The organism is Isoptericola sp. NPDC019482, assembly GCF_040632295.1.
GTDB lineage: Bacteria > Actinomycetota > Actinomycetes > Actinomycetales > Cellulomonadaceae > Isoptericola.
In genome coordinates, this window is sequence record NZ_JBEYBQ010000018.1 from 72900 (window position 1) to 95506 (window position 22607).

Sequence of the window (22607 nt, forward strand, 5' to 3'; positions counted from 1 at the left end):
GCAGCGGGTACTACGTCGACGACGTTCGGGTGCCCGGGGTCAGCGCGCGGGGACCAGGCCCGGCATCGCGTCGAGGTCGAGGTCCGGGTTCTTCTCCTGCGTCCGCACGAGCGCCTTGGCCTCGGCGTCGGTGTCGACCGACGGCATGGAGCCCGGCAGCGGCTTGCCCGCGCTCTCCTTGACGAAGCCGACGGCGATCGCGCCCACGAGCGCGAAGCCCATGAGGTAGTAGGCCGGGGCCATGCTCGAGCCGGTGGCCTGCGTCAGCGACTCCACGATGAGCGGCGTCGTGCCGCCGAAGATCGCCAGCGCGACGTTGTAGGCCAGGCCCATCGAGCGGTAGCGGACGGCGGTGGGGAACATCGCGGGCAGCGTCGCGGCCTGTACGCCGACCATGCACGCCACGGGGACCGCCATCAGCAGGAGCCCCAGGACCGTGGACCACACGTGCCCCATCGCGAGGAACAGGAAGGCGGGCACGGCCACGACCGCGAGCGCCCCGGCGCCGAACCACAGCAGCGGGCGTCGGCCGACACGGTCGCTGATCGGACCGGCCACGAGGATCATCACCGCGAGCGCCACCAGCACGGGCACGGTCAGCAGGGTGCCCGACGTCGCCTCGTAGCCGAGCGTGTCGGTGAGGTAGGTCGGCATGTAGCTGGTGAGCGCGTAGCCGGCCGTGTTGGCCACGGCCACGAGCACCATGGCGACGGCGAGCGGACGCCACTGCGAGCGCAGCGTGACCTCGGTGGGCGCCGGCACCTCGGCGCCGTGGGTCTTCGCCGCCTCGGCCGCGACCTGCTGCGCCTGGAACGCCGGCGACTCCTCGATCTTCAGGCGGAACCACACGGCGAACGCGCCGATCGGGCCCGCGACGAGGAACGGGATCCGCCAGCCGCCGTCGAGCATGGCCTGCTCGCCGAGCGTCACCTGCAGCACCGTCACGACGACGGCGCCGAGGGCGAAGCCCAGGTAGCTGCCGAAGTCGAGGAACGACGCGGCCCAGCCACGCCGGCGGTCGGGTGCGTGCTCCGCGACGAAGGTCGTGACGCCGGCGTACTCACCGCCGGTGGAGAAGCCCTGCACCACCTTGAGGAGCACGAGCAGCAGCGGGGCCGCGACGCCGAGCACACCGTAGGTCGGCAGCAGGCCGATGAGGAACGTCGACGCCGCCATCATCACGAGCGTGAAGGCGAGCACCTTCTGGCGGCCGATCCGGTCGCCGATGCGGCCGCAGACGATGCCGCCCAGCGGGCGCGCCACGTACGTGGCGGCGAACACGCCGAGGGAGAAGAGGATCTGCACGCCGGACGACGCCTGCGGCAGGAACACGGCACCCATCGTCACGGCCAGGTAGCCGTAGACGCCGACGTCGTACCACTCCATGAGGTTGCCGACGGCCGTGCCGCCGATCGTCTTCTTGAGCATGGAGTTGTCGACGACGGTGACGTCGGAGACGCGGAGCCTGCGCCGCGCGGCGCGGGTGGCCGGAGCGTTCGCAGGGGTGGTGCCGGTCGGTTCCTGAGAGAGTGCGGCGGTCATGTTTCCTTCCGTGGCCGGCGCGGCGTGCACGCGGTGTGACGCAGCGGCCCGGCCCGTGACAGGGAGCCGGCGCCCGCCACGAGGGCGGACGCCGAGCCCGAACATGGGCGGCAACGTTACCGATCCTTGACCGAGAATCAAGTTCGTCAGGGCAACCGGGACCTGCGGATGGCCCCACGGACGACGCGGTGACCTGCGGCGACACCGTTCCTTGACACGCTGTTCGTGAAGCCCACCACACCCCGTCCTGACGCCGTCGTCCAGGAGCAGCGCGAGTCAGCGCGCATGGCCCCCGTTGAGCGCGACGAGCGCCGCGAGCACCGGCACCGCGCTCAACGCTTCCGTCGGCCCGTCGAGGTCGACACCGAGGTCGACACCGACCACGTCGTACACCGACTCGGGGAACGCCACGACGGTGTTGGCGTCGGCCGGGCGCCGGCGATCGTCGTCGAGAACCTGGCCACCGAACCGGTGCACGGCTGAGCTCGCGACGCCCGACCCGGCGGCGGTACAGGCTGCGGCACGTCGGGGGAACGAGGTCTTGGGGCACTGTGTATGCACAGGAGGCCCGCTTGCTCGACAATCGCGTAGCCCCCTCGTACTCTGCATACACAGCACGAGGGGGTGGGCATGAGGGCCAGCGAGCGCGCGTACCAGCTGCTGCGGGACGAGATCGTCCGCTGGGAGCTGCAGCCGGGTGCTGCGCTCGCCGAGCTGGACCTGGCGGAGCGGCTCACGATGTCGCGCACGCCGGTGCGCGAGGCGCTGGCCAGGCTGGTCGCCGACGGGCTGGCCGTCCCCGTGGGCGGCCGGGGTCTCGAGGTGGCCCCGATGGACCTGGACCGGGCGCGCGAGCTGTACGAGGTGCGCCAGTCGCTGGAGGTCCAGGCGGTGCGGCTGGCGGCCCGGCGGGGGGACCGCGACGTCTTCCGTCGGCTCGCCGACGACTTCCTCGCGGCGGGCGCCGCGGTGGGGGCCGCGGTCGCCCCGGCGGACCGCAGCGCCTACTACGCCCTGGTCGGACGGTTCGACGACGCCGTCGACGACGCTGTCGCCAACCGGTACCTGGTCACGACCATGGGGTCGGTCCGGACCCATCTCGCCCGGGTGCGCCGGCTCGCCCAGGACAACCCCGCCCGCCTCGTCGCCGCCGCCCAGGAACACCGCACCATCGCCGCCGCTGTCGCCGACGGCGACGGCGACCTCGCCGCGCACGCCACCCACGTCCACCTGCACCACAGCCTCGAGAACGTCCTGGCGTCGATGACGCTGCCGACGTCGACGCCCACGGCGCTCCGGCGCCCCGCCTGACGCACGAGAACCACCAGGAGATCACATGTTCGAGCACCACGTCCGCGTCTACCGTTCCGACGAGCCGCTGCCCCGCGAGGGGCAGCTCGCGTGGAAGATCGCGGAGGTCGCGGCCGAGCAGCTCGAGCCCACCCCGGAGGTCACCGACATGGTGATCAACCGCGTCATCGACAACGCCGCGGTGGCGACGGCGTCGCTGGGCCGGGGCCCGATCCTCGCGGCCCGCTCGCAGGCGGAGGCGCACCCGGTCTCCCGCGGGGGCGCGGGCTCGACGGTCTTCGGCTCCCCCGAGCGCACCAGCCCCGAGTGGGCCGCCTGGGCGAACGGCGTCGCGGTGCGCGAGCTGGACTACCACGACACGTTCCTCGCGGCCGAGTACTCCCACCCCGGCGACAACATCCCGCCGCTGCTCGCCGTCGCGCAGCACCTGGGGCGCAGCGGAGCGGAGCTGCTGCGCGGGATCGTCACCGGCTACGAGATCCAGGTGGACCTCGTCAAGGGCATCAGCCTCCACGCGCACAAGATCGACCACGTCGCCCACCTCGGCCCGTCGGCCGCGGCGGGCATCGGCACGCTGCTCGACCTGCCCGCGGAGACCATCTACCAGGCGGTCGGCCAGGCTCTGCACACGACGACGGCGACGCGGCAGTCGCGCAAGGGCGAGATCTCGACGTGGAAGGCCCACGCCCCGGCGTTCGCCGGCAAGATGGCGGTGGAGGCCGCGGACCGCGCGATGCGCGGGCAGACCTCTCCCAGCCCCGTCTACGAGGGCGAGGACGGCGTGATCGCCTGGCTGCTGGACGGGCCCGACGCCCGCTACACGGTGCCGCTCCCGGCCGCCGGCGAGGCGCGGCGCGCCATCCTCGACACGTACACCAAGGAGCACTCCGCCGAGTACCAGGCGCAGGCGTGGATCGACCTCGCCCGCCGTCTCGGCACCGAGCGGCCCGAGCTGCGCGACCCGGCGAACGTCGTCGCCGTCGTGCTGCACACGAGCCACCACACCCACTACGTCATCGGCTCCGGCTCCGGGGACCCGCAGAAGTACGACCCCACGGCCAGCCGCGAGACGCTCGACCACTCGATCCCCTACATCTTCACGGTCGCGCTGCAGGACGGCGCCTGGGACCACGTCGGCAGCTACGCCCCCGAGCGCGCCGCCCGCCGCGACACCGTGGACCTCTGGCGCAAGGTCACCACCGCCGAGGACGCCGAGTGGACCCGCCGGTACCACTCGAGCGACCCGGACGAGAAGTCGTTCGGCGGCCGCGTGGAGATCGAGCTCGCGGACGGCTCCCGCGTCGTCGAGGAGATCGCCGTCGCCGACGCGCACCCGCTCGGGGCGCGCCCGTTCGCCCGCGAGCAGTACGTGGCGAAGTTCCGCACGCTGGCCGCCGGGGTGCTGGCCGACGAGGAGGTCGAGCGCTTCCTCGACGCCGCGCAGCGGCTGCCGGAGCTGACCGCCGACGAGCTGTCCGGGCTGACCGTCACACCGCTCTCCGACCCGCTCGCCGCCCACCCCGTCGCGCGCGGCATCTTCTAGAGGGAGCGTCCGGTGCTCTACTCCACCACCACCCCCGCCGCCAAGCGCGCCGCCTTCCGCGAGCGGCTGCGCTCCGGCGAGCTCCTCCAGCTGCCGGGTGCGTTCAACCCGCTCGCCGCACGGCTGATCCAGGACAAGGGCTTCGACGGCGTGTACGTCTCGGGCGCGGTCGTCGCGGCCGACCTGGGCCTGCCCGACGTCGGGCTCACGACGCTCACCGAGGTCGCGACCCGCGCGGGGCAGATCGCCCGTATGACCGACCTGCCCACCCTCGTGGACGCCGACACCGGCTTCGGCGAGGCGATGAGCATGGCCCGCACGGTCCAGACGCTGGAGGACGCGGGCGTCGCGGGGCTGCACGTCGAGGACCAGGTGAACCCGAAGCGCTGCGGGCACCTCGACGGCAAGCAGGTCGTGGACGAGCCGACGGCGCTGCAGCGGGTCCGCGCCGCCGTCGCCGCGCGGCGCGACCAGAACCTGCTGATCATGGCCCGCACGGACGTCCGGGCCGTGGCGGGGCTCGCGACCGCCGTCGACCGGGCGAAGGCGCTCGTCGACGCGGGGGCGGACGCGATCTTCCCCGAGGCCATGCGCGACCTGGCGGAGTTCGAGGCCGTGGCGAACGCCGTCGACGTCCCCGTGCTGGCCAACATGACCGAGTTCGGCAAGTCTGAGCTGTTCACGACCACCCAGCTCGCCGACGCGGGCGTGGCCCTCGTCATCTACCCGGTCTCGCTGCTGCGCCTCGCGATGGGCGCCGCCGAGCGCGGCCTGGACGCGCTGCTCGCCGACGGCTCGCTGACGGGACAGGTCGAGCACATGCAGACCCGCGCCCGGCTCTACGAGCTGCTCGACTACGCCGCCTACTCGGCGTTCGACACCGGCGTGTTCGACTTCAGCCTGGACGACAACCTGCACGGCTGACCGCCGCGCCGCCTCTGACCCATCGCAGCGAAGGAGCATCGATGACCGAGCACAGCGACCAGACCTCCCGCCCGACGCACGAGCCGGAGGTCCGACGCGGGCTGGCCGGGGTGGTCGCCGACGTGACGGCCGTCTCCAAGGTGGACCCCGAGACCAACTCCCTGCTGTACCGCGGGTACCCGGTCCAGGACCTGGCCGCCTCCTATCCCTTCGAGGCCGTCGCCTGGCTGCTGTGGCACGGCGAGCTGCCCACCGACGACGAGCTGACGGCGCTGCGCGCGACCGAGCGCGGGCACCGCCCTCTCGCAGACGACGTGCGCGCCGCGATCGACCTGCTGCCCCTCACCGCGCACCCGATGGACGAGGTGCGCACCGCGGTGAGCGTCATCGGCGCGCGCGAGGCCGCGGGCCTCACCGCCCTGGAGGCGGCGGCCGACCCGGAGGTGAACCTCGAGCGCAGCGTCCGGCTGTTCGCGGCCCTGCCGGCCGTCGTCGCGTACGGTCAGCGCCGCCGTCAGGGGCTGGAGCCGGTGGCCCCGCGCGACGACCTCGACTTCTCCGCGAACTTCCTCTGGACGACGTTCGAGGTCGAGCCGGACCCGGTCGTGGTCGACGCGTTCAACCGGTCGATGATCCTGTACGCCGAGCACTCGTTCAACGCCTCCACGTTCACCGCGCGCGTCATCACGTCCACGCTCAGCGACCTGCACTCGGCCGTCGTGGGCGCGATCGCGGCGCTCAAGGGCCCGTTGCACGGCGGCGCCAACGAGGCGGTCATGGAGACCCTCGCGGAGATCGGCACCGCCGAGCGCGCCGCGGCCTGGCTCGACGACGCGCTCGCCGCGAAGCGCAAGATCATGGGCTTCGGGCACCGGGTCTACAAGCACGGCGACTCGCGCGTGCCGACCATGAAGGCCGCCCTCGACACCCTCGTCGAGCGCTACGACCGCCGCGACCTGGCCGCCCTCTACGACGCGCTGGAGTCCGAGTTCGTGAGCCGCAAGGGCATCTACCCGAACCTCGACTACCCGTCGGGCCCGGCGTACCACCTCATGGGCTTCGACACGCCCACGTTCACGCCGCTGTTCGTCGCCGCCCGCGTCACGGGCTGGACCGCGCACATCATGGAGCAGCAGGCCGCCAACGCCCTCATCCGGCCGCTGTCGGCGTACGTCGGCCCCGAGCGCCGCGAGGTGCCCGGGACGCCGGCCTCGTGAGCGCCGAGCAGGACGCCCCGCACGCCGCGTCGTCCTTCGGCCCGGCGGCCGCCGCGTACGCCGAGCACCGGCCGGACTACGCGGCGGCCGCCGTCCGCTGGACGCTGCGGGCGGCGCCCGGCCCGCGCGTGCTCGACCTCGGCGCGGGGACGGGCAAGCTCACCGCGACGCTGCTCGACCCGGCGGTCGTCCCGGACGCCGAGGTGGTCGCGGTCGAGCCGGACCCGGAGATGCTGGCCGAGCTGCGGAGCGGGCTGCCCGACGTCCGCGCCCTGGCGGGCAGCGCCGAGTCGATCCCGCTGCCCGACGGGTCCGTCGACGCGGTGCTCGCGGGCAACGCCCTGCACTGGTTCGACCTGGCGGCCGCTGGGCCCGAGATCGCGCGCGTGCTCGCCCCGGGCGGCGTCCTGGCCGGGCTGTGGAACCTCCTGAACGACGACGTCGCGTGGGTCGCCGGGCTGGCCGAGGTGAGCGGGAGCGCGGCCGTGGGGCCGCGCGACACGCCCACCGCCTGGCGTCGCGCGACCGACGGCCTGCTCCCGCCCGCCGGGGAGGACTGGCCCGGCCGGGCGGAGCGGGCCGAGTTCCCGCACGGGCAGCGCCGCACGGCCGACTCCCTCGTCGCGACGCTCGCGACCCGCGCCGGGATGCTCGTCATGCCGGAGCCGGAGCGCGCGGCCACGACGGACCGCATCCGCGCGTACCTCGCCGAGCGGCCGGAGACGGCGCAGGGCGAGTTCACCCTGCCGATGCGCACGGGCGTGCTGCGCGCGCGGCGTGCCTGAGCCCCTGAGCCGGCCGGTCCCCGCGGCGCACTAGGCTCGCTGTCATGTCCGCCGACTACTCCGACTTCGAGTTCGAGCGCCGGTTCTTCGTGCGCGAGCTGCCGGACGCGCTGCGCGACGCGCCCGCCTTGATCGTCCAGTCCTATTTCCTGTCCGACGGCGGCTACGCGCTGCGCGTGCGGGTGCAGGCGACGGGCGTGGAGGCCCGGCTGGGCCCGGACAGCGACGCACGGGACGTCCTCGAGCTCTACCGCTCGCGCGTGGACTTCGCCGCCGTCACGGTCAAGGGCCCCTCGGTGGGCGGTACCCGCTACGAGGCGGAGCGCCCGCTCGACCCGAAGGTGGGCGCGGAGCTGGTGCGCCGCGGCGGCGCGCAGGTCATCAAGACGCGCTACGCGGCCTGGCTGGGCGCCGACGGCTGGTCGATCGACGTCTTCGGCGGCGCCAACGCGCCGCTCATCGTCGCCGAGTGCGAGCGCTCGGGCCCGGTCACGGACCTCCAGATCCCCGACTTCTGCGTCACCGAGCTCACCGACGACCGCCGCTTCTCCAACGAGTCCCTCGCCGTCGACCCGTTCCGCGGCTGGTCCGCCTCCTACGCCCAGGAGCTCGCCACCCAGGGCCCCCGCTTCCGCGACGACTTCGGCGGCAACACGACGATCACCACCTGACCCAGCACAGCCCGCGGATCGTCGTCCGTCGAACTCGGGCTCGGGCCTGCCGTGAGGGATCAGGAGAGCGGGAGGTGCGGGATCCTTCACCTCCCGCGGCACCGGGCACGGGAGCACCACGGAGGAGCTCAGTGCCAGGTCGTGATCTCCACGACGCCCGGCTTGTACTCGAAGTGCCACGGCTCGTAGTTCCCCATACCGCCGCGCTGCGCCCACGGCGGGTTCTCCCAGCCGTAGGCGGGCCCGTTCTCCCACAGCCACCCGTAGACCTCGCTGGAGCGGTACTCGTCGCCGCACAGGTCGATGGCGAGCCCCCAGCCGTGCATGGAGGTGCCGGGGGTGGCGGCGAGGTAGCCGCGGCTGGCCTTGACGGCGTACTGGGAGGAGATGGAGCGGTAGCTGTCGACGAGGCACAGGTCGCGGCCGAAGCGGACGCGGAAGGCTTCGTTGAGGGCGCTGAGCGCGACGGCGGCGTCGGCGCGCAGCTTCTCGCCGGGCTGCCAGATGTCGCAGAGCGAGTGGTCGGCGAGGCTGCCGTTGCCGCCGTCGATGGAGGCTCCGGAGTCGCAGCCGGGCAGGGGGCTGCGTTCGGCGCTGCGGCTGGCGGCGGACGCCTCGACGCGGACGTCGCGCGGGGCGGCGGCGATGGCGTCGGAGGTACGGGGGGTGTCGACGCCCTGCTCGAGGAGAGCCAGCGTGGAGGGGCCCGTGGGCTGGGTGTCGAGGTCGAAGGGCGTGCCGCCGTGGGCCTGGCCGTCGGTGACGAGGGGGGCGGCGATGGTCGCGGCGGCGAGCGACCCGAGCACGGTCAGCCGGGTGACCCAGGTGTGGCCGGCGGGGGCGGCGTGCCGACCGGCGGAGCGGTCTCCGCGGGCGGGCGACGGGCGCTTGCGGGGCTTCTTGCCGGCCAGGGCGAGCTCGGCCTCCCGGATCTCGCGACGGGAGCGCGGAGCGGCTGCGTCACCCTGCGACGTCGCCTCCACGGCACCTCCGCGCTCGTGCCCCGAGCGGCCACCGTGGCCGTCCGAGGAGTCCGGACCTGAACACGGACCGCCCGTCGTCGCGTGCCCGGCACGCGCCGTACGACCGATCCGTCACGGAACCATAACGGGGTCGGGCTCCCCCGCCAAGTCCCCGTCCACGGTCGGTCGGGCCGGCACCTGGTCCCGTCGCGCTGGGAACGTGTCCACCCTGCTCAGGAGACACCCCGCCCGGCTGCGACGAGCGGCGTCACGACCGGCGTCACGGCCGGCGTCACGGCCGGCGCTGCATGGCGTCGCGGACCTCGCCCACGAGCTCCTCGAGGATGTCCTCGAGGAAGACGACGCCGAGAACGCCGTCGGGGCCCTCGACGCGCGCCAGGTGCGCCCCGGAGCGCTGCATGGCGCGCAGCGCGTCCTCGACCTCGTCCGCGGGTCGCACGGACGCGAGGGCGCGCACGCGCCACGCCGGGACAGGGTCGAACCGGTCGCCGTTCGACGCGTACAGGACGTCCTTGAGGTGCAGGTAGCCGCGCAGGGCGTCGTCGTCGCCCCGGACCGGGAAGCGGCTGAAGCCGGTGCGCGCCACGAGGTGCTCGACGTCGTCGGGCGTGGTGCGGGGGCCGACGGTGACCAGCTCGTCCACGGCCACCATGACGTCGCCCGCGGTGCGCGAGGAGAACTCGATGGCCCCGGCGAGCAGGCCCTGCTCGTCGCGGAGCACGCCCTCGGCCTGCGAGTGCTCGACGATCGACTGCACCTCCTGGGCCGTGAACGCGGACGCGACCTCGTCCTTCGGCTCCACGCCGGCGAGGCGGACGGCGTGGTTCGCGACCCAGTTGAGGGCCGCGATCACGGGGCGGACGGCGCGGCCGAGCAGCACCAACGGCGGCGCGAACCAGAGCGCGGCGGTCTCCGGGCCGGCGACGGCGAGGTTCTTGGGCACCATCTCGCCGAGCACCACGTGCAGGTACACGACGATCGCGAGCGCCAGGACGAGCGAGACGGGGTGCAGCAGGGCCTCCGGGACCCCGAGGGCCTCGAAGGGCACCTCGAGCAGGTGCGCGAGGGCGGGCTCGGCGACGATGCCCAGGCCGGTCGAGCACACGGTGACCCCGAGCTGCGCGCACGCGAGCATGAGGGAGACGTGCTCCATCGCCCACAGCGCGGTGCGGGCGCGCCGGTCGCCGGCCTCGGCCCGCGGCTCGATGGCGCTGCGGCGCGCGGAGATGACGGCGAACTCGGCGCCGACGAAGAACGCGTTGCCGGCGAGCAGCAGCACGCCGACCAGCAGGGCGGTCCCGGTGCTCATCGGCCCGCCTCCCCGCGCTCGGCCCGGGCCGGGTCGACGGCGAGCACCCGCAGCCGCTCGACGCGCCGCGCGTCCATCGCCTCCACGCGCAGCAGCACGCCGTCGGTCTCGATCTCGTCGCCCACCTCGGGCACCCTCCCCAGCTCGGCCATGACCAGGCCGCCGAGCGTCTCGTAGGCCGGCCCCTCGGGGACCACCAGGCCGGTGCGCTCCTCCAGCTCGTCGGGGCGCAGCACGCCGGGCACGACCCACGACCCGTCGGCGCCGCGCACCACGCCGGCGCGGCGCGGGTCGTGCTCGTCGGCGACGTCGCCCACGAGCTCCTCGACGACGTCCTCGAGCGTGACGATGCCCGACGTGCCGCCGTACTCGTCGACGACGACGGCCATCTGCAGCCCCAGGCCGCGCAGCTCGACCAGCAGCGGCCCGAGCCGGACCGTCTCCGGGACCCGGGGCGCGTCGACCATGAGGGCGGCGGCCGGCACCTCGTCGCGCCGGTCGTGCGGGACGCCGACGGCGCGGCGCAGGTGCACGAGCCCGACGACGTCGTCGCGGTCCTCGCCGATCACCGGGAACCGGGAGTGCCCGGTGCGCCGGGCGAGGGTCACGACCTCCGCGGCGGTCGTGTCGCGCTCGACGACGGCCATCCGCATGCGATCGGTCATGACGTCGCGCGCCGACAGCTCGTCGAGCTCGAGGGAGTTGGTCAGCAGGGTCGCGACCGACTGGTCGAGCGTGCCCTCCTGCGCCGAGCGCCGCACCAGCGACAGCAGCTCCGAGGACGACCGCGCGCCGGACAGCTCCTCGCGGGGCTCGACGCCGACCCGGCGCAGCAGCGCGTTGGCCGAGCCGTTGAGCACGGCGATCAGCGGCCGGCAGACCATGGTGAACACCCGCTGCACGGGGACCACCAGCCGGGCGGTCGCGTGCGGGGCGGAGAGCGCGAAGTTCTTGGGGATGAGCTCGCCGAAGAGCATCGAGAACGCGTTGACCACGACGAGCGCGAGGACTCCCGCGAGCACGCCGGCGACGCCACGGCCCATCGCGGTGGCCGCGAACGCCTCCGAGAAGAGGGACAGCAGCGCCGGCTGGGCGGTGTAGCCCAGCAGGATCGTGGTGATGGTGATGCCGACCTGGGCGGAGCTGAGCTCCGTGGACAGGTGCTTGAGCCCGGCACGGACGGCGCGGTCCCGTCGGTCGGACGGGCGTCGCGCGGGGTCGCCGCCGGGCGGCGGACTGTCGCCCTCCTCGTCGTCGGCCCCGAGGACGGCCGGGTCGAGGGTGACGAGGGAGAACTCGCTGGCGACGAACACCGCGGTGCCCGCGGTCAGCACGACGCCCAGCACGATCATGAGGACGTCGCCTAGCACGGGCGGCCCCCGGTCGTGCGGCGCGGCGCGGGGGTTCGGGGTGGCGGGGCGGCCTGGCGGGACGGCGCGGGCGGCCTCGCGCGATATCGACTCTCGTCCATCGTGCTCCGATGCTATCGGGACGGCAGGGTCGGGCGAGTCGAGGTCCGCACGGGGACCGCCCCGTCGTCGGCCCGGACAGCGTGTACTCAGCGCTCCCCCAGGGACCCGGTGCAAGATGGCACCATGACCACCGCGACCCCTCCGAGCACCCCGGGCACCTCGGGCACGTCGGGCCAGCAGAACGCCACCGTGCTCGTCGTCGAGGACGAGCCCGCGATCGCCGCCGCCATCGCGCAGCGGCTGTCCGCCGAGGGCTGGCGGGTCGAGGTCGCGCGCGACGGCCTCGCGGGCGTCGACGCCGCCTCCCGCCTGCACCCGGACGCCATCGTGCTGGACGTGATGCTGCCCGGCATCGACGGCCTCGAGGTCACCCGGCGCATCCAGGCGGAGAACCCGATCCCGATCCTCATGCTCACGGCGCGCGACGACGAGACGGACATGCTGGTCGGGCTCGGCGTCGGCGCCGACGACTACATGACCAAGCCGTTCTCGATGCGCGAGCTCGTCGCGCGGGTCAAGGCGCTGCTGCGCCGCGTGGAGCGGGCGCAGCAGGCCGCGGTGACCACCCCCGCCGACCCGCCGATGGTCATGGGCGACGTGACGATCGACCGGGCCCAGCGCCGCGTGCACCGCGCCGGCGACGAGGTGCACCTGACGCCGACCGAGTTCGAGCTGCTGGTCATGCTCGCGAGCTCGCCCAAGACCGTCCAGACGCGCGAGCGCCTGCTCGCCGAGGTGTGGGACTGGGCCGACGCCAGCGGCACGCGCACCGTCGACTCCCACATCAAGGCGCTGCGCCGCAAGCTCGGGCCGGACCTCATCCGCACCGTGCACGGCGTCGGGTACGCGTTCGAGCCGCCGGAGGCCTGATGGAGCCCGGCGACGGCGGCGCCGGGCCGGCAGGTCCCGCGACGCCGCGGCGCAAGGAGCACCACCGGCTGCCCGACGTCCGCCCGCTGGACCCGCTGCGGTCGCTCAAGACCAAGCTCGGCGTGCTGGTCGTGGCGACGGTGACGTTCGCCGTCCTCATCACGTGGATCGGCCTGCAGAACGAGCTCGGCCCCACCCGCACGCTGCCCCTGGCGATCTTCCTGTCCCTGGTGATCGTGCAGCTCCTCGCGCGCGGCATGACGTCGCCGCTGCGGGACATGACGGCGGCCGTGCAGGCGATGGCTGCCGGGGACTACTCGATCCGGGTGCGCGCCACGAGCCGCGACGAGGTGGGCCAGCTCGCCGAGGCGTTCAACGTCATGGCGGCCGACCTCGACGCCTCCGACCGCGTGCGGCGCGAGCTCATCGCCAACGTGTCGCACGAGCTGCGCACCCCCGTCGCGGCGCTGCAGGCGCAGCTCGAGAACATGGTCGACGGCGTCACCGAGCCGACGCCGTCGGCCCTCGAGCTGTCGCTGGAGCAGACGGAGCGGCTCACCCGCCTGGTCACGTACCTGCTCGACCTGTCGCGCGTGGAGGCCGGCGCGTCCGCGCTGGTGCTCAGCGAGTTCTCCGTGGGCGACTTCCTCGAGGAGTCCGCGCAGGCGATGTCGATGGTCGATGCGGCGAAGGGCCTCAGCTACGTCGTGGACGTCACCCCGCCCGACCTCGCGCTGGAGGCCGACGTCGAGCGGCTGCGCCAGGTGGTCACCAACCTGCTGCAGAACGCGATCCGGCACTCGCCGCACGGCGGCACCGTGCGGCTCGACGCCTACCCGGTGGACGACGAGATCATGCTGGAGGTGAGCGACGAGGGACCCGGCATCGCGCCGGAGGACCGCGGCCGGATCTTCGAGCGGTTCGCGAGCGGGGCCGCCGCGGGCCGGCCGCACGCCGCGCCGCCGTCCGGCATGGCGAGCGGCGGCACCGGCATCGGGCTCGCCATCGTCCGCTGGGCGGTCGACCTGCACGGCGGGCACGTCGAGGTGGCCGACACCGATCGTGGGGCGACGATGCGCGTGACCCTTCCCGCGCAGGCCCGGCCCGCCCCCGGCGTCACGACCGAGCCGTCGGACTGATCGCGCACCGCTCCGACCGCCGGCGACCCGCCGTGACGTTGGTCACACTCGCCCGTCACAGGACGCCGCGCGTGGTCCGGACATGACGTCGGAACACGGAGTCATCGGGTCGACCCGAGGAGTCGTTGCCCACCCCATTACCGGACGGTCACGATGCCGCGTCGCGAGCCCCGGAACGGCCGTCTGACGCCGCTCGGCCTCCCCGGGGGGACACCTCGAAGGACGTAGGCTGGACCTGCGCACCGGCGCTGCCGGGGCGCATTTCCGGTCGAACGAGTTGCAACTGTGTGAAAGTGGGCGATCCGCGCGTGGTGTCCCCGAAGGACGGGTCAGAGTCGATCAGCGTGGCGAGCGCGTTCGGAGCCAACGAATGGCTCGTCGACGAGCTCTACGAGCAGTACCTGAAGGACAAGAACGCGGTGGACCCCGCGTGGTGGGACTTCTTCGCCGACTACGAGCCGGGTGAGAAGAACGGCGCCGCGGCGGACGCGGCCCCGGCGCAGCCCGCGGCCCAGGCACAGCCCGCCGCGCCGGCACAGCCGGCAGCTCCGGCGCAGCCGGCCGCCGCCCCCGCGCAGCCCCAGGCCCCCGCGGCCTCGGGCTCCCGGTCGGGCACCGCTGCCGCCGAGTCGGCGAAGTCCGAGCGGAAGGCCGCGAAGCCGGCCCCGGTCCCGGCCGACCCCGAGGTGAGCGCCGTCCGCCCGGTGGCCGAGGCACTGCCCTCGACCGCGCCCTACGCCGAGGTCGCGAAGTCCTCGCCGAAGGCCGCCGACGACGAGGCCACCGACGACGTGCAGAAGCTGCGCGGCCCCGCCGCGCGCGTCGTCACCAACATGGAGGCCTCGATCGAGGTCCCGACCGCGACGTCGGTGCGCGCCGTGCCCGCCAAGCTCATGGTGGACAACCGGATCGTCATCAACAACCACCTCGCGCGCGGCCGCGGCGGCAAGATCTCGTTCACGCACCTCATCGGGTTCGCGCTCGTCGAGGCGCTGTCCGACATGCCGGTGATGAACGCGCACTACGAGAGCATCGACGGCAAGCCGCACGTCGTGCAGCCCGCCCACGTCGGCTTCGGCCTGGCGATCGACCTCGCCAAGCCGGACGGCTCGCGCCAGCTGCTGGTGCCCAGCGTCAAGAAGGCCGAGGAGCTCGACTTCGCCGGCTTCTGGGCGGCCTACGAGGACCTCGTGCGCAAGGCCCGCGGCGGCAAGCTCGGCATGGACGACTTCGCCGGCACCACCATCTCGCTGACCAACCCCGGCGGCATCGGCACCGTGCACTCGGTGCCGCGCCTCATGGCCGGCCAGGGCACGATCATCGGCGTCGGCGCCATGGACTACCCCGCGGAGTTCGCGGGCGCGTCCGAGGAGCAGCTCGCCCGCATGGGCATCTCGAAGGTCATGACGATCACGTCGACCTACGACCACCGCATCATCCAGGGCGCGCAGTCCGGCGAGTTCCTCAAGGTGCTCGCGGGCAAGCTGCTCGGCCTGGACGGCTTCTACGACCGCGTGTTCGCCGCGCTGCGCGTGCCCTACGAGCCCGTGCGCTGGGTCCGCGACAACACCGTGGACGCCGACGTCGAGGCCGCGAAGCCGGCCCGCATCGCGGAGCTCATCCACTCCTACCGCTCGCGCGGCCACCTCATGGCGGAGACCGACCCGCTCGCCTACCGCCAGCGCAAGCACCCCGACCTGGACATCCAGAACCACGGCATGACGCTGTGGGACCTGGACCGCGCGTTCCCCACGGGCGGCTTCGGGGGCAAGACCAAGGACACGCTGCGCGACATCCTCGGCCTGCTGCGCGACTCGTACTGCCGCACCATCGGCGTCGAGTACATGCACATCGCCGACCCGGCCCAGCGCAAGTGGCTCCAGGAGCGGCTCGAGTCGGGCTACGCCCGCACCCCCCGCGAGGACCAGCTGCGCATCCTGCGCCGCCTGAACTCCGCCGAGGCGTTCGAGACCTTCCTGCAGACCAAGTACGTCGGTCAGAAGCGGTTCTCGCTCGAGGGCGGCGAGTCGGTCATCCCGCTGCTCGACGCGATCCTGTCGCGCGCCGCCGAGGGCGGGCTCGACGAGGTCGGCATCGGCATGGCGCACCGCGGCCGCCTCAACGTGCTGGCGAACATCGCGGGCAAGAGCTACGGCCAGATCTTCAAGGAGTTCGAGGGCCAGCTCGACCCGAAGAGCGTGCAGGGCTCCGGCGACGTGAAGTACCACCTCGGCACCGAGGGCGTGTTCACGGCCGAGTCCGGCGCCACCACGAAGGTGTACCTGGCGGCGAACCCGTCGCACCTCGAGGCGGTCGACCCGGTGCTCGAGGGCATCGTGCGGGCCAAGCAGGACCGCATCGACCTGGGCGGCGACGGCTTCTCCGTGCTCCCGATCCTCCTGCACGGCGACGCGGCCTTCGCGGGCCAGGGCGTGGTGCCCGAGGTGCTCAACCTCGCGCAGCTGCGCGGGTACCGCACCGGCGGCACGATCCACGTGATCATCAACAACCAGGTGGGCTTCACCACCGGGCCGTCGTCGTCGCGCTCCACGACCTACGCGACCGACGTCGCCAAGGGCTACCAGATCCCCGTCTTCCACGTGAACGGTGACGACCCCGAGGCCTGCGTCCGCGTGGCCGAGCTGGCCTTCGCCTACCGCGAGCAGTTCGACCGCGACGTCATCATCGACATGGTCTGCTACCGCCGCCGCGGCCACAACGAGGGCGACGACCCGTCGATGACGCAGCCGCTGATGTACAACCTCATCGAGGCCAAGCAGTCGGTGCGCAAGCTGTACACGAAGAACCTCGTGGCGCGCGGCGACATCACGGTCGAGGAGGCCGAGCAGGCGCTGCAGGACTACCAGGCGCAGCTCGAGCGGGTCTTCACGGAGACCAAGTCGGCCGGCAAGGCCCCCGCGCCCGACGGCGAGGACGAGATCGCCGGCCTGGAGCGCCCGGAGGCGCAGCGCGAGGGCGCCGGCGACATGGTCGGCTGGCAGACCGCCGTCCCGCACGGCGTGCTCGAGCGTGTGGGCGCCGTCCAGGTGTCCGCCCCCGACGGCTTCACGGTGCACCCCAAGCTCGCCCAGATGCTGGAGAAGCGCCAGCTCATGGCGAAGGAGGGCGGCATCGACTGGGGCTTCGGCGAGCTCGTCGCCTTCGGGTCGCTGCTCATGGAGGGCACCCCGGTGCGCCTCGCCGGGCAGGACTCGCGCCGCGGCACCTTCGTGCAGCGCCACGCCGTGCTGCACGACCGCAACACCGGCGCCGAGTGGACCCCGCTGCTGTACCTGGCGGGCGACCAGGCGAAGTTCTGGGTGTACGACTCCTCGCTCAGCGAGTACGCCGCCCTCGGCTTCGAGTACGGCTACTCCGTGGAGCGCCCGGACGCCCTCGTGCTCTGGGAGGCGCAGTTCGGCGACTTCGTCAACGGCGCGCAGACCGTCATCGACGAGTTCATCTCGTCCGCCGAGCAGAAGTGGGGCCAGCACTCGTCGCTGGTCATGCTGCTGCCGCACGGCTACGAGGGCCAGGGGCCGGACCACTCGTCCGCCCGCATCGAGCGCTTCCTGCAGCTCGCGGCCGAGAACAACATGACGGTGGCGCAGCCGTCCACGCCGGCTTCGTACTTCCACCTGCTGCGCCAGCAGGCGTACGCCCGCCCGCGCCGCCCCCTGGTCGTCTTCACGCCGAAGCAGCTGCTGCGCCTCAAGGCCGCGGCCTCCAGCGTGGAGGACTTCACCACGGGCACCTTCGAGCCGGTGCTGCCGGACACGACGGTGGACGCGGCCCAGGTCGACCGCGTGCTGCTGTGCACCGGCCGCCTGTACTACGACCTGCTCGCCGAGCGCACCAAGCGCCAGGACACCCGGACCGCCATCGTCCGCCTGGAGCAGCTCTACCCGTTCCCGGAGGAGCAGGTCCGCGCGCAGCTGGCGCAGTACCCGAACGCCGACGTCGTGTGGGTCCAGGACGAGCCGGAGAACCAGGGCGCCTGGTCGTTCCTGCACCTGGCCTTCCCGGAGGACCTGCCGCGCGTGCGCGTCTCGTCCCGCCCGGCGTCCGCGTCGACCGCCGCCGGCACGGCCAAGCGGCACAAGGAGCAGCAGGAGGTCCTGGTCGCCCAGGCCTTCGACCGCGCGTGATGCCGAGATAGAGAAGACGACTCGGCGAGATAGAGAGGGGCGGACCGCACCTGGTGCGGTCCGCCCCTCTCTATCTCGCCGAGTCGTCTTCTCTATCTCGGCACCGTGGTCACCACCTGTCGTGCACGTGCTCCTTGATCGCGTCGTCGTAGATCTCGCGCACGCCGGACGTGAAGAGCGGGCCGAGCACCCCGGTGTCGCCGGCGGCGGCGTTGAGGCGCGCCTGCTCGGGGCTGCGCGCGCCCGGGATGACCGTGGAGACGCCCGGCTGCTGCCACACCCAGGCGATGGCGGCCTGCGCGGGCGTGAGGTCCTGGCTCAGGGCCGAGCCGGCGAGCTCCGTGAAGCGGGCGGCCGCGTCGACGCCGACGTCGAACGGCACGCCGGAGAACGTCTCGCCGACGTCGAAGGCCTTGCCCTCGCGGTTGAACGTGCGGTGGTCGTCCTCCGAGAACGTGGTCTCGTGGGTGTACCGGCCCGACAGGAGCCCGGAGGCGAGCGGCACCCGCGCGATGATGCCCACGCCGGCCTCGGAGGCCGCGGGGAGCACCTTCTCCAGCGGCTTGAGCCGGAACGCGTTGAGGATGATCTGCACGGTCGCGACGCCGGGGCGCGCGATGGCGGTGAGCGCCTCCTCGACCGTCTCCACGGAGACGCCGTAGGCGGCGGTGACGCCGTCGGCCACGAGCGTGTCCAGGGCGTCGTACACCTCGTCGTCGGAGTAGACCGACGTGGGCGGGCAGTGCAGCTGCACGAGGTCGAGGGTCTCGACGCCGAGGTTCCGGCGCGACCGGTCGGTCCACTCGCGGAAGTTCGACAGGACGTAGTTCTCCGGCACCTGGTCCATCCGGCGGCCCATCTTGGTGGCCACGGTGATGGCGTCGTCACGGTGGTCGGCCAGGAACGCTCCCAGGGCCTGCTCGCTGCGGCCGTCCCCGTAGACGTCCGCGGTGTCGAAGAACGTCACGCCGGACTCGAACGCGGCATCCAGCACGGACCGGGCCTGGTCGTCGTCGACCGTCCCCCAGTCCGCCCCCAGCTGCCAGGTTCCCAGTCCGACGACCGACACCAGCCGGCCGGTGCGGCCGAGCACCTGTTTCTCCATCGTTCCCCCGTTCGGTGGCACCCCGGGCCCCCCCGGACCCGTGGCGCGGACCCCTCGCGCGCGAGGGGACGTCTCGTCAGATATCTGGCTCCCCTACGCTACGTCGCCCGCACCGATCCGGCGTGCCGACTACGGTGTGAGCGTGAACACCGCTGACTCCCCCGCCGTCCCCGCCCCGTCGGGCCGGCAGTTCCGCATCTCCTCCGGCGACCACGCCGCCACCGTCACCGAGGTCGGCGCGATGGTGCGCGAGTACACCGTCGCCGGCCGCGACGTGTTCGTGCCGTTCGCCGAGGACGAGGCGGCCCCCGTCTTCAACGCCGCTGTCCTCGCCCCGTGGCCGAACCGCCTGCGCGACGGCGCCTACACCGCCGACGGCGTGCACCACCAGGTCGCGGTGAGCGAGCCCGACCGCGGGACGGCCCTGCACGGCCTCGTGTGCTGGTACCGGTGGACGCCGGTCGAGGTGGCCGACGACGCGGTGACGCTCGAGCTCGCCCTGCCCGCGCAGAAGGGCTGGCCGTTCCAGCTCGTGCTCCGCACCCGGTACGCGGTGTCCGACGCCGGCCTGGAGGTCATGGTCAGCGCACGCAACGTCGGCACCGGGACGGCGCCGTACGGCGTCGGCTTCCACCCGTGGCTGTCCACCGGCGGCGCCGCGCTCGACGACTGCACCGTCAGCCTCGACGCCACGACGCACGTCACGGTCGACGACCGCCTCCTGCCCACCGGCGCCGAGCCCGTCTCCGGCCCGTACGACCTGCGCGCCACCCGCTCCCTCGCCGGGCTGGACCTCGACGACGCGTGGACGGGCGCCACGCGGGACGACGCCGGCCTGTCGTGGGCCCGGCTCGGTCGCCCCGACGGGAGCACCGCCGCGATCTGGATGGACGACTCGATGGACTGCTGGCAGGTCTGCTCGGCCGACCACATCACCGGCTACGAGCGGTTCGGGCTCGCCGCCGAGCCGATGAGCTGCGTGGCCGACGCCTTCAACACGGGCGAGCAGCTGGTCCGCCTCGCCCCCGGTGACGAGCACGTCGTGCGCTGGGGCGCCACCCTCGTCTGACGAGTTGTCAGGGCCACAGCGGTGTATACCCCCTTCTGGCCCTGACAGTTCCCGGCGCCCCGGAGCTGTCAGGGCCACGGCGGGGTATACACCTCTGTGGCCCTGACAACTCGGGGAGCCGTGCGGCGTGGGATCCTGCGTCGCGGACGGGCGTGCGGCGACAATGGCCGCGCAACTGCGAGACAGGACTTGGACGGTGAAGGCTCAGTGACCCAGACCGAGGTGCGCATCTGCGTCGTGGGCGACGAGCTCAGCGTGGGCGTCGGGGACGCCCGCGCCCTGGGGTGGACGGGGCGCGTCATGGCCCGGACCCGCTTCGGGCGGCCGGCGATGGCGTTCACGCTCGCCGTGCCCGGGGAGACCAGCTCGGCGCTCGGCGCCCGCTGGCAGGCGGAGACGGAGTCGCGCTTCGGCCCGGAGGACACGTGCGAGAACCGGCTCGTCGTAGCCCTCGGCCGGCACGACGTCGACTCGTCGCTCTCGGTGGCGCGGTCGCGGCTCAACCTCGCGAACATCCTCGACGTGGCGGAGACGAGCCGGATCCCGGCGTTCGTCGTCGGGCCGCCGCCGGGACGTCCCGAGGACGGCGGCCGCATCGCGGAGCTCTCGGCCGCGTTCTCCGACGTCGCGAACCGCCGCCGCGTGCCGTACGTCGACACGTACACGCCGCTGGCGCAGCACGAGCAGTGGCTGGCCGACCTCGCGACCAACGGTTCGACCTACCCGGGGCAGGCCGGCTACGGCCTCATGGCGTGGCTCGTGCTGCACACCGGCTGGCACGCGTGGCTGGGGCTGCCCGCCGACGAGTGACGACCGCTCAGACGCCCGCCCGTTCGGCCAGGCCGCGCACGTACGCGGCCTGGCCGACGTGCTGCAGGTCGTCGCCGACGACGCTGACGAGCCGAACCCCGAGCGTGACGGGCGGGTCCCAGTGGGTGTCCACCACGCGCTCCAGGTCGGCGGCGGTCACCGTCCCCAGGTAGGCGGTCGTCGCGGCGTGCACGTCGTCGAGGTAGCCCTGCAGCAGCGCCGCGTCGACGCGGACGTCCGCGACCTGCTCCGGCGTGTGCCCGTAGCCGGTGTCCGCGACGTCGAACGGCAGGCCGAACCTCTCGGCCCAGCCGCCCGCCGTCCACCGCTGCTCGGCGCCCGCCACGTCGGCGACGTGTTCGTCCTGCACCCGCGCCAGGTGCCAGACGAGCCACGCGACGGTGTTGGCCTCGGGGTCGGGGCGGTACGTCAGCCGCTCGTCCGTGGCCCCGCGGAGCACGCGGTGCGCCGTCTCGGCGATCCGCCCGAAGGCGTCGGTCAGCAGGGCGACGTGGGGTGCGGTCGCTTCCGTCATCGTGCTCCTCCTCCCCGGCGGTCGTGCCCGCCGAGACCTTCGGCGAGCGCGGCCCCGGAACTCAGCGACGGTCGACGGTGACGTGCGCGGACGTCACCGTCGCGGACAGGTAGGCGGCGCTGCGGCCGTCGACGGGCTGCTCGCCGTGGTCGACGACGAGGGTCGCGCCCGCGCTGGGCAGCACCGAGCCGTCGAGCACGACCTGGCCGGACGCGCCGCGCACCTTGAGGTTCACGGGCGTGCCGGCCGGGAGGCGCAGGTCGATCGCGCCGGAGACGGTCTTGGCCGTGATCAGCGGGCTCGCCTGGGTGGCGGTGACCGTCGCGGCCCCCGACACGGTGTTCAGGGAGACGCGCGCGAGCGCGCCCGCCAGGGCGATCGACCCGGCCGCGCTGTTCGCCGCCACGTCCCCGGTGTGCCCCTCGGCCGACAGCGCGCCCGAGACGGTCTTGAGCGACATCGGACCGGTCGTCCCGGTCGTGCGCACGGCGCCGGTCACGGTCTTCACCGCGACCCTGCGGCCGCCGGCGACCTCGACGTCCGCGCCCAGCGTGCCGACGTCGACCGCCCCGTCGGCGGGGACGACGACGCGCACGACGGCGTGCTCGCTCTGGCGCGGGTTGCGCAGCTTCGCCATCACGGAGTCGAGCACGGAGCTCTCGTAGCCCACGCGCAACCGGTCGCCGTCGCGCACGACCTGCACGGGCTTGGCGCCCACCTCGAGCAGCTCGACCCGCACGCCCGTCGCGGCCGGGTCGGCGACGACGTCAGCGCGCCCGTCCTGGAGGCGGAGCGTCACCCCCGTGGCCTGCTCGACGTCGATGGTCTGCGGGGCGGCGACCGCCCACGACTCCGTGCTCATGAGGCTCCCTGTGATGCTCGGGCTGTGCTGGGGACGGGTACCACCCTGGCAGAGCCCGGGGACGTGCGGATCGGGGATGCCCCGGATTCCGACCCCGGGCCTCGGGTGTGGGACCATGGGACCCGACCCCTCGTCCATCCTTCGTGAGGAGACCACCATGAGCAAGCGCGGTCGCAAGCGCCGTAGCCGCAAGGGCAACGCCGCCAACCACGGCAAGCGTCCCAACGCCTGACGCGCCGAGGTAGTACGAAAAGCGCCGAGGTAGTTCCGGTGGTGTGGCCCGTGGCCACAACTCCACCGGAACTACCTCGG

Annotated in this window: 19 protein-coding genes; 11 read left to right on the forward strand and 8 right to left on the reverse strand. The window is 73.4% G+C overall.

Going from position 1 to position 22607, the window contains the following annotated elements:
• Positions 1 to 39 precede the first annotated feature (39 nt).
• The gene (locus ABZ493_RS13340; protein WP_430582627.1) at positions 40 to 1542 is read right to left on the reverse strand and encodes an MFS transporter; all 1503 of its coding nucleotides are present in this window, start codon (positions 1540 to 1542) and stop codon (positions 40 to 42) included.
• A 276-nt stretch (positions 1543 to 1818) separates the two neighbouring features.
• The gene (locus tag ABZ493_RS13345; protein WP_430582628.1) at positions 1819 to 2019 is read right to left on the reverse strand and encodes a hypothetical protein; all 201 of its coding nucleotides are present in this window, start codon (positions 2017 to 2019) and stop codon (positions 1819 to 1821) included.
• A gap of 153 nt (positions 2020 to 2172) precedes the next feature.
• Between ABZ493_RS13345 and ABZ493_RS13350 the strand changes: the two genes are divergently transcribed.
• Genes ABZ493_RS13350 through ABZ493_RS13375 form a run of 6 tightly spaced genes read left to right on the forward strand, consistent with a single transcriptional unit; the run spans position 2173 to position 7993 of the window.
• Positions 2173 to 2853 (forward strand): GntR family transcriptional regulator, encoded by a 681-nt coding sequence (locus ABZ493_RS13350; RefSeq protein ID WP_430582629.1) that lies wholly within the window; start codon positions 2173 to 2175, stop codon positions 2851 to 2853.
• Between the two features lie 25 nt (positions 2854 to 2878).
• Positions 2879 to 4396, forward strand: a complete 1518-nt coding sequence (locus tag ABZ493_RS13355; RefSeq protein ID WP_430582630.1) for an MmgE/PrpD family protein — start codon at positions 2879 to 2881, stop codon at positions 4394 to 4396.
• Between the two features lie 12 nt (positions 4397 to 4408).
• On the forward strand, positions 4409 to 5320 hold the full coding sequence (gene prpB, locus ABZ493_RS13360) for a methylisocitrate lyase (RefSeq protein WP_430582631.1): 912 nt from the start codon (positions 4409 to 4411) through the stop codon (positions 5318 to 5320).
• Positions 5321 to 5361: 41 nt separating this feature from the next.
• The gene (locus ABZ493_RS13365) at positions 5362 to 6537 is read left to right on the forward strand and encodes a bifunctional 2-methylcitrate synthase/citrate synthase (protein WP_430582632.1); all 1176 of its coding nucleotides are present in this window, start codon (positions 5362 to 5364) and stop codon (positions 6535 to 6537) included.
• Complete coding sequence (locus tag ABZ493_RS13370; protein ID WP_430582633.1) at positions 6534 to 7322, forward strand: class I SAM-dependent methyltransferase; 789 nt, start codon at positions 6534 to 6536, stop codon at positions 7320 to 7322. Before ABZ493_RS13365 ends, ABZ493_RS13370 begins: the two co-directional genes overlap by 4 nt.
• A 44-nt stretch (positions 7323 to 7366) precedes the next feature.
• Positions 7367 to 7993 (forward strand): CYTH domain-containing protein, encoded by a 627-nt coding sequence (locus ABZ493_RS13375; protein WP_430582634.1) that lies wholly within the window; start codon positions 7367 to 7369, stop codon positions 7991 to 7993.
• 128 nt (positions 7994 to 8121) lie between these two features.
• On the opposite strand, the gene ABZ493_RS13380 is transcribed toward ABZ493_RS13375, so the two are convergent.
• The 3 genes from ABZ493_RS13380 to ABZ493_RS13390 all read right to left on the reverse strand — a co-directional run bounded on the left by ABZ493_RS13380 (position 8122) and on the right by ABZ493_RS13390 (position 11655).
• Positions 8122 to 8976 (reverse strand): M15 family metallopeptidase, encoded by an 855-nt coding sequence (locus ABZ493_RS13380; RefSeq protein WP_430582635.1) that lies wholly within the window; start codon positions 8974 to 8976, stop codon positions 8122 to 8124.
• A gap of 271 nt (positions 8977 to 9247) precedes the next feature.
• On the reverse strand, positions 9248 to 10285 hold the full coding sequence (locus ABZ493_RS13385; RefSeq protein ID WP_430582636.1) for a hemolysin family protein: 1038 nt from the start codon (positions 10283 to 10285) through the stop codon (positions 9248 to 9250).
• Complete coding sequence (locus tag ABZ493_RS13390; protein ID WP_430582637.1) at positions 10282 to 11655, reverse strand: hemolysin family protein; 1374 nt, start codon at positions 11653 to 11655, stop codon at positions 10282 to 10284. Before ABZ493_RS13390 ends, ABZ493_RS13385 begins: the two co-directional genes overlap by 4 nt.
• 225 nt (positions 11656 to 11880) lie before the next feature.
• On the opposite strand from ABZ493_RS13390, the gene ABZ493_RS13395 reads away from it, so the two are divergent.
• The 3 genes from ABZ493_RS13395 to ABZ493_RS13405 all read left to right on the forward strand — a co-directional run bounded on the left by ABZ493_RS13395 (position 11881) and on the right by ABZ493_RS13405 (position 17914).
• Complete coding sequence (locus ABZ493_RS13395) at positions 11881 to 12627, forward strand: response regulator transcription factor (protein WP_429735070.1); 747 nt, start codon at positions 11881 to 11883, stop codon at positions 12625 to 12627.
• Positions 12627 to 13766 carry a HAMP domain-containing sensor histidine kinase gene (locus ABZ493_RS13400; protein ID WP_430582638.1) on the forward strand — a complete coding sequence of 380 codons (1140 nt, stop codon included), beginning with the start codon at positions 12627 to 12629 and terminating at the stop codon, positions 13764 to 13766. Before ABZ493_RS13395 ends, ABZ493_RS13400 begins: the two co-directional genes overlap by 1 nt.
• 344 nt (positions 13767 to 14110) lie before the next feature.
• A complete protein-coding gene (locus ABZ493_RS13405) occupies positions 14111 to 17914 on the forward strand; it encodes a multifunctional oxoglutarate decarboxylase/oxoglutarate dehydrogenase thiamine pyrophosphate-binding subunit/dihydrolipoyllysine-residue succinyltransferase subunit (RefSeq protein WP_430582639.1) in 3804 nt (1267 codons plus the stop codon).
• A 109-nt stretch (positions 17915 to 18023) separates the two neighbouring features.
• Here the strand turns inward: ABZ493_RS13405 and ABZ493_RS13410 are convergent, their stop codons facing one another.
• Positions 18024 to 19019 carry an aldo/keto reductase gene (locus ABZ493_RS13410; RefSeq protein WP_430582640.1) on the reverse strand — a complete coding sequence of 332 codons (996 nt, stop codon included), beginning with the start codon at positions 19017 to 19019 and terminating at the stop codon, positions 18024 to 18026.
• Between the two features lie 142 nt (positions 19020 to 19161).
• Here ABZ493_RS13410 and ABZ493_RS13415 point away from each other — a divergent pair, with 142 nt between their 5' ends.
• Both ABZ493_RS13415 and ABZ493_RS13420 read left to right on the forward strand, forming a co-directional pair.
• On the forward strand, positions 19162 to 20088 hold the full coding sequence (locus ABZ493_RS13415) for an aldose 1-epimerase family protein (protein WP_430582641.1): 927 nt from the start codon (positions 19162 to 19164) through the stop codon (positions 20086 to 20088).
• A gap of 207 nt (positions 20089 to 20295) precedes the next feature.
• Positions 20296 to 20898, forward strand: a complete 603-nt coding sequence (locus ABZ493_RS13420) for a GDSL-type esterase/lipase family protein (RefSeq protein WP_429735060.1) — start codon at positions 20296 to 20298, stop codon at positions 20896 to 20898.
• A gap of 7 nt (positions 20899 to 20905) precedes the next feature.
• Here the strand turns inward: ABZ493_RS13420 and ABZ493_RS13425 are convergent, their stop codons facing one another.
• On the reverse strand, positions 20906 to 21433 hold the full coding sequence (locus ABZ493_RS13425; protein ID WP_430582642.1) for a DUF664 domain-containing protein: 528 nt from the start codon (positions 21431 to 21433) through the stop codon (positions 20906 to 20908).
• Between the two features lie 61 nt (positions 21434 to 21494).
• Entirely contained in the window at positions 21495 to 22295 is an 801-nt protein-coding gene (locus tag ABZ493_RS13430) for a DUF4097 family beta strand repeat-containing protein (RefSeq protein WP_430582643.1), read from the reverse strand.
• Between the last annotated feature and the right edge of the window lie 312 nt (positions 22296 to 22607).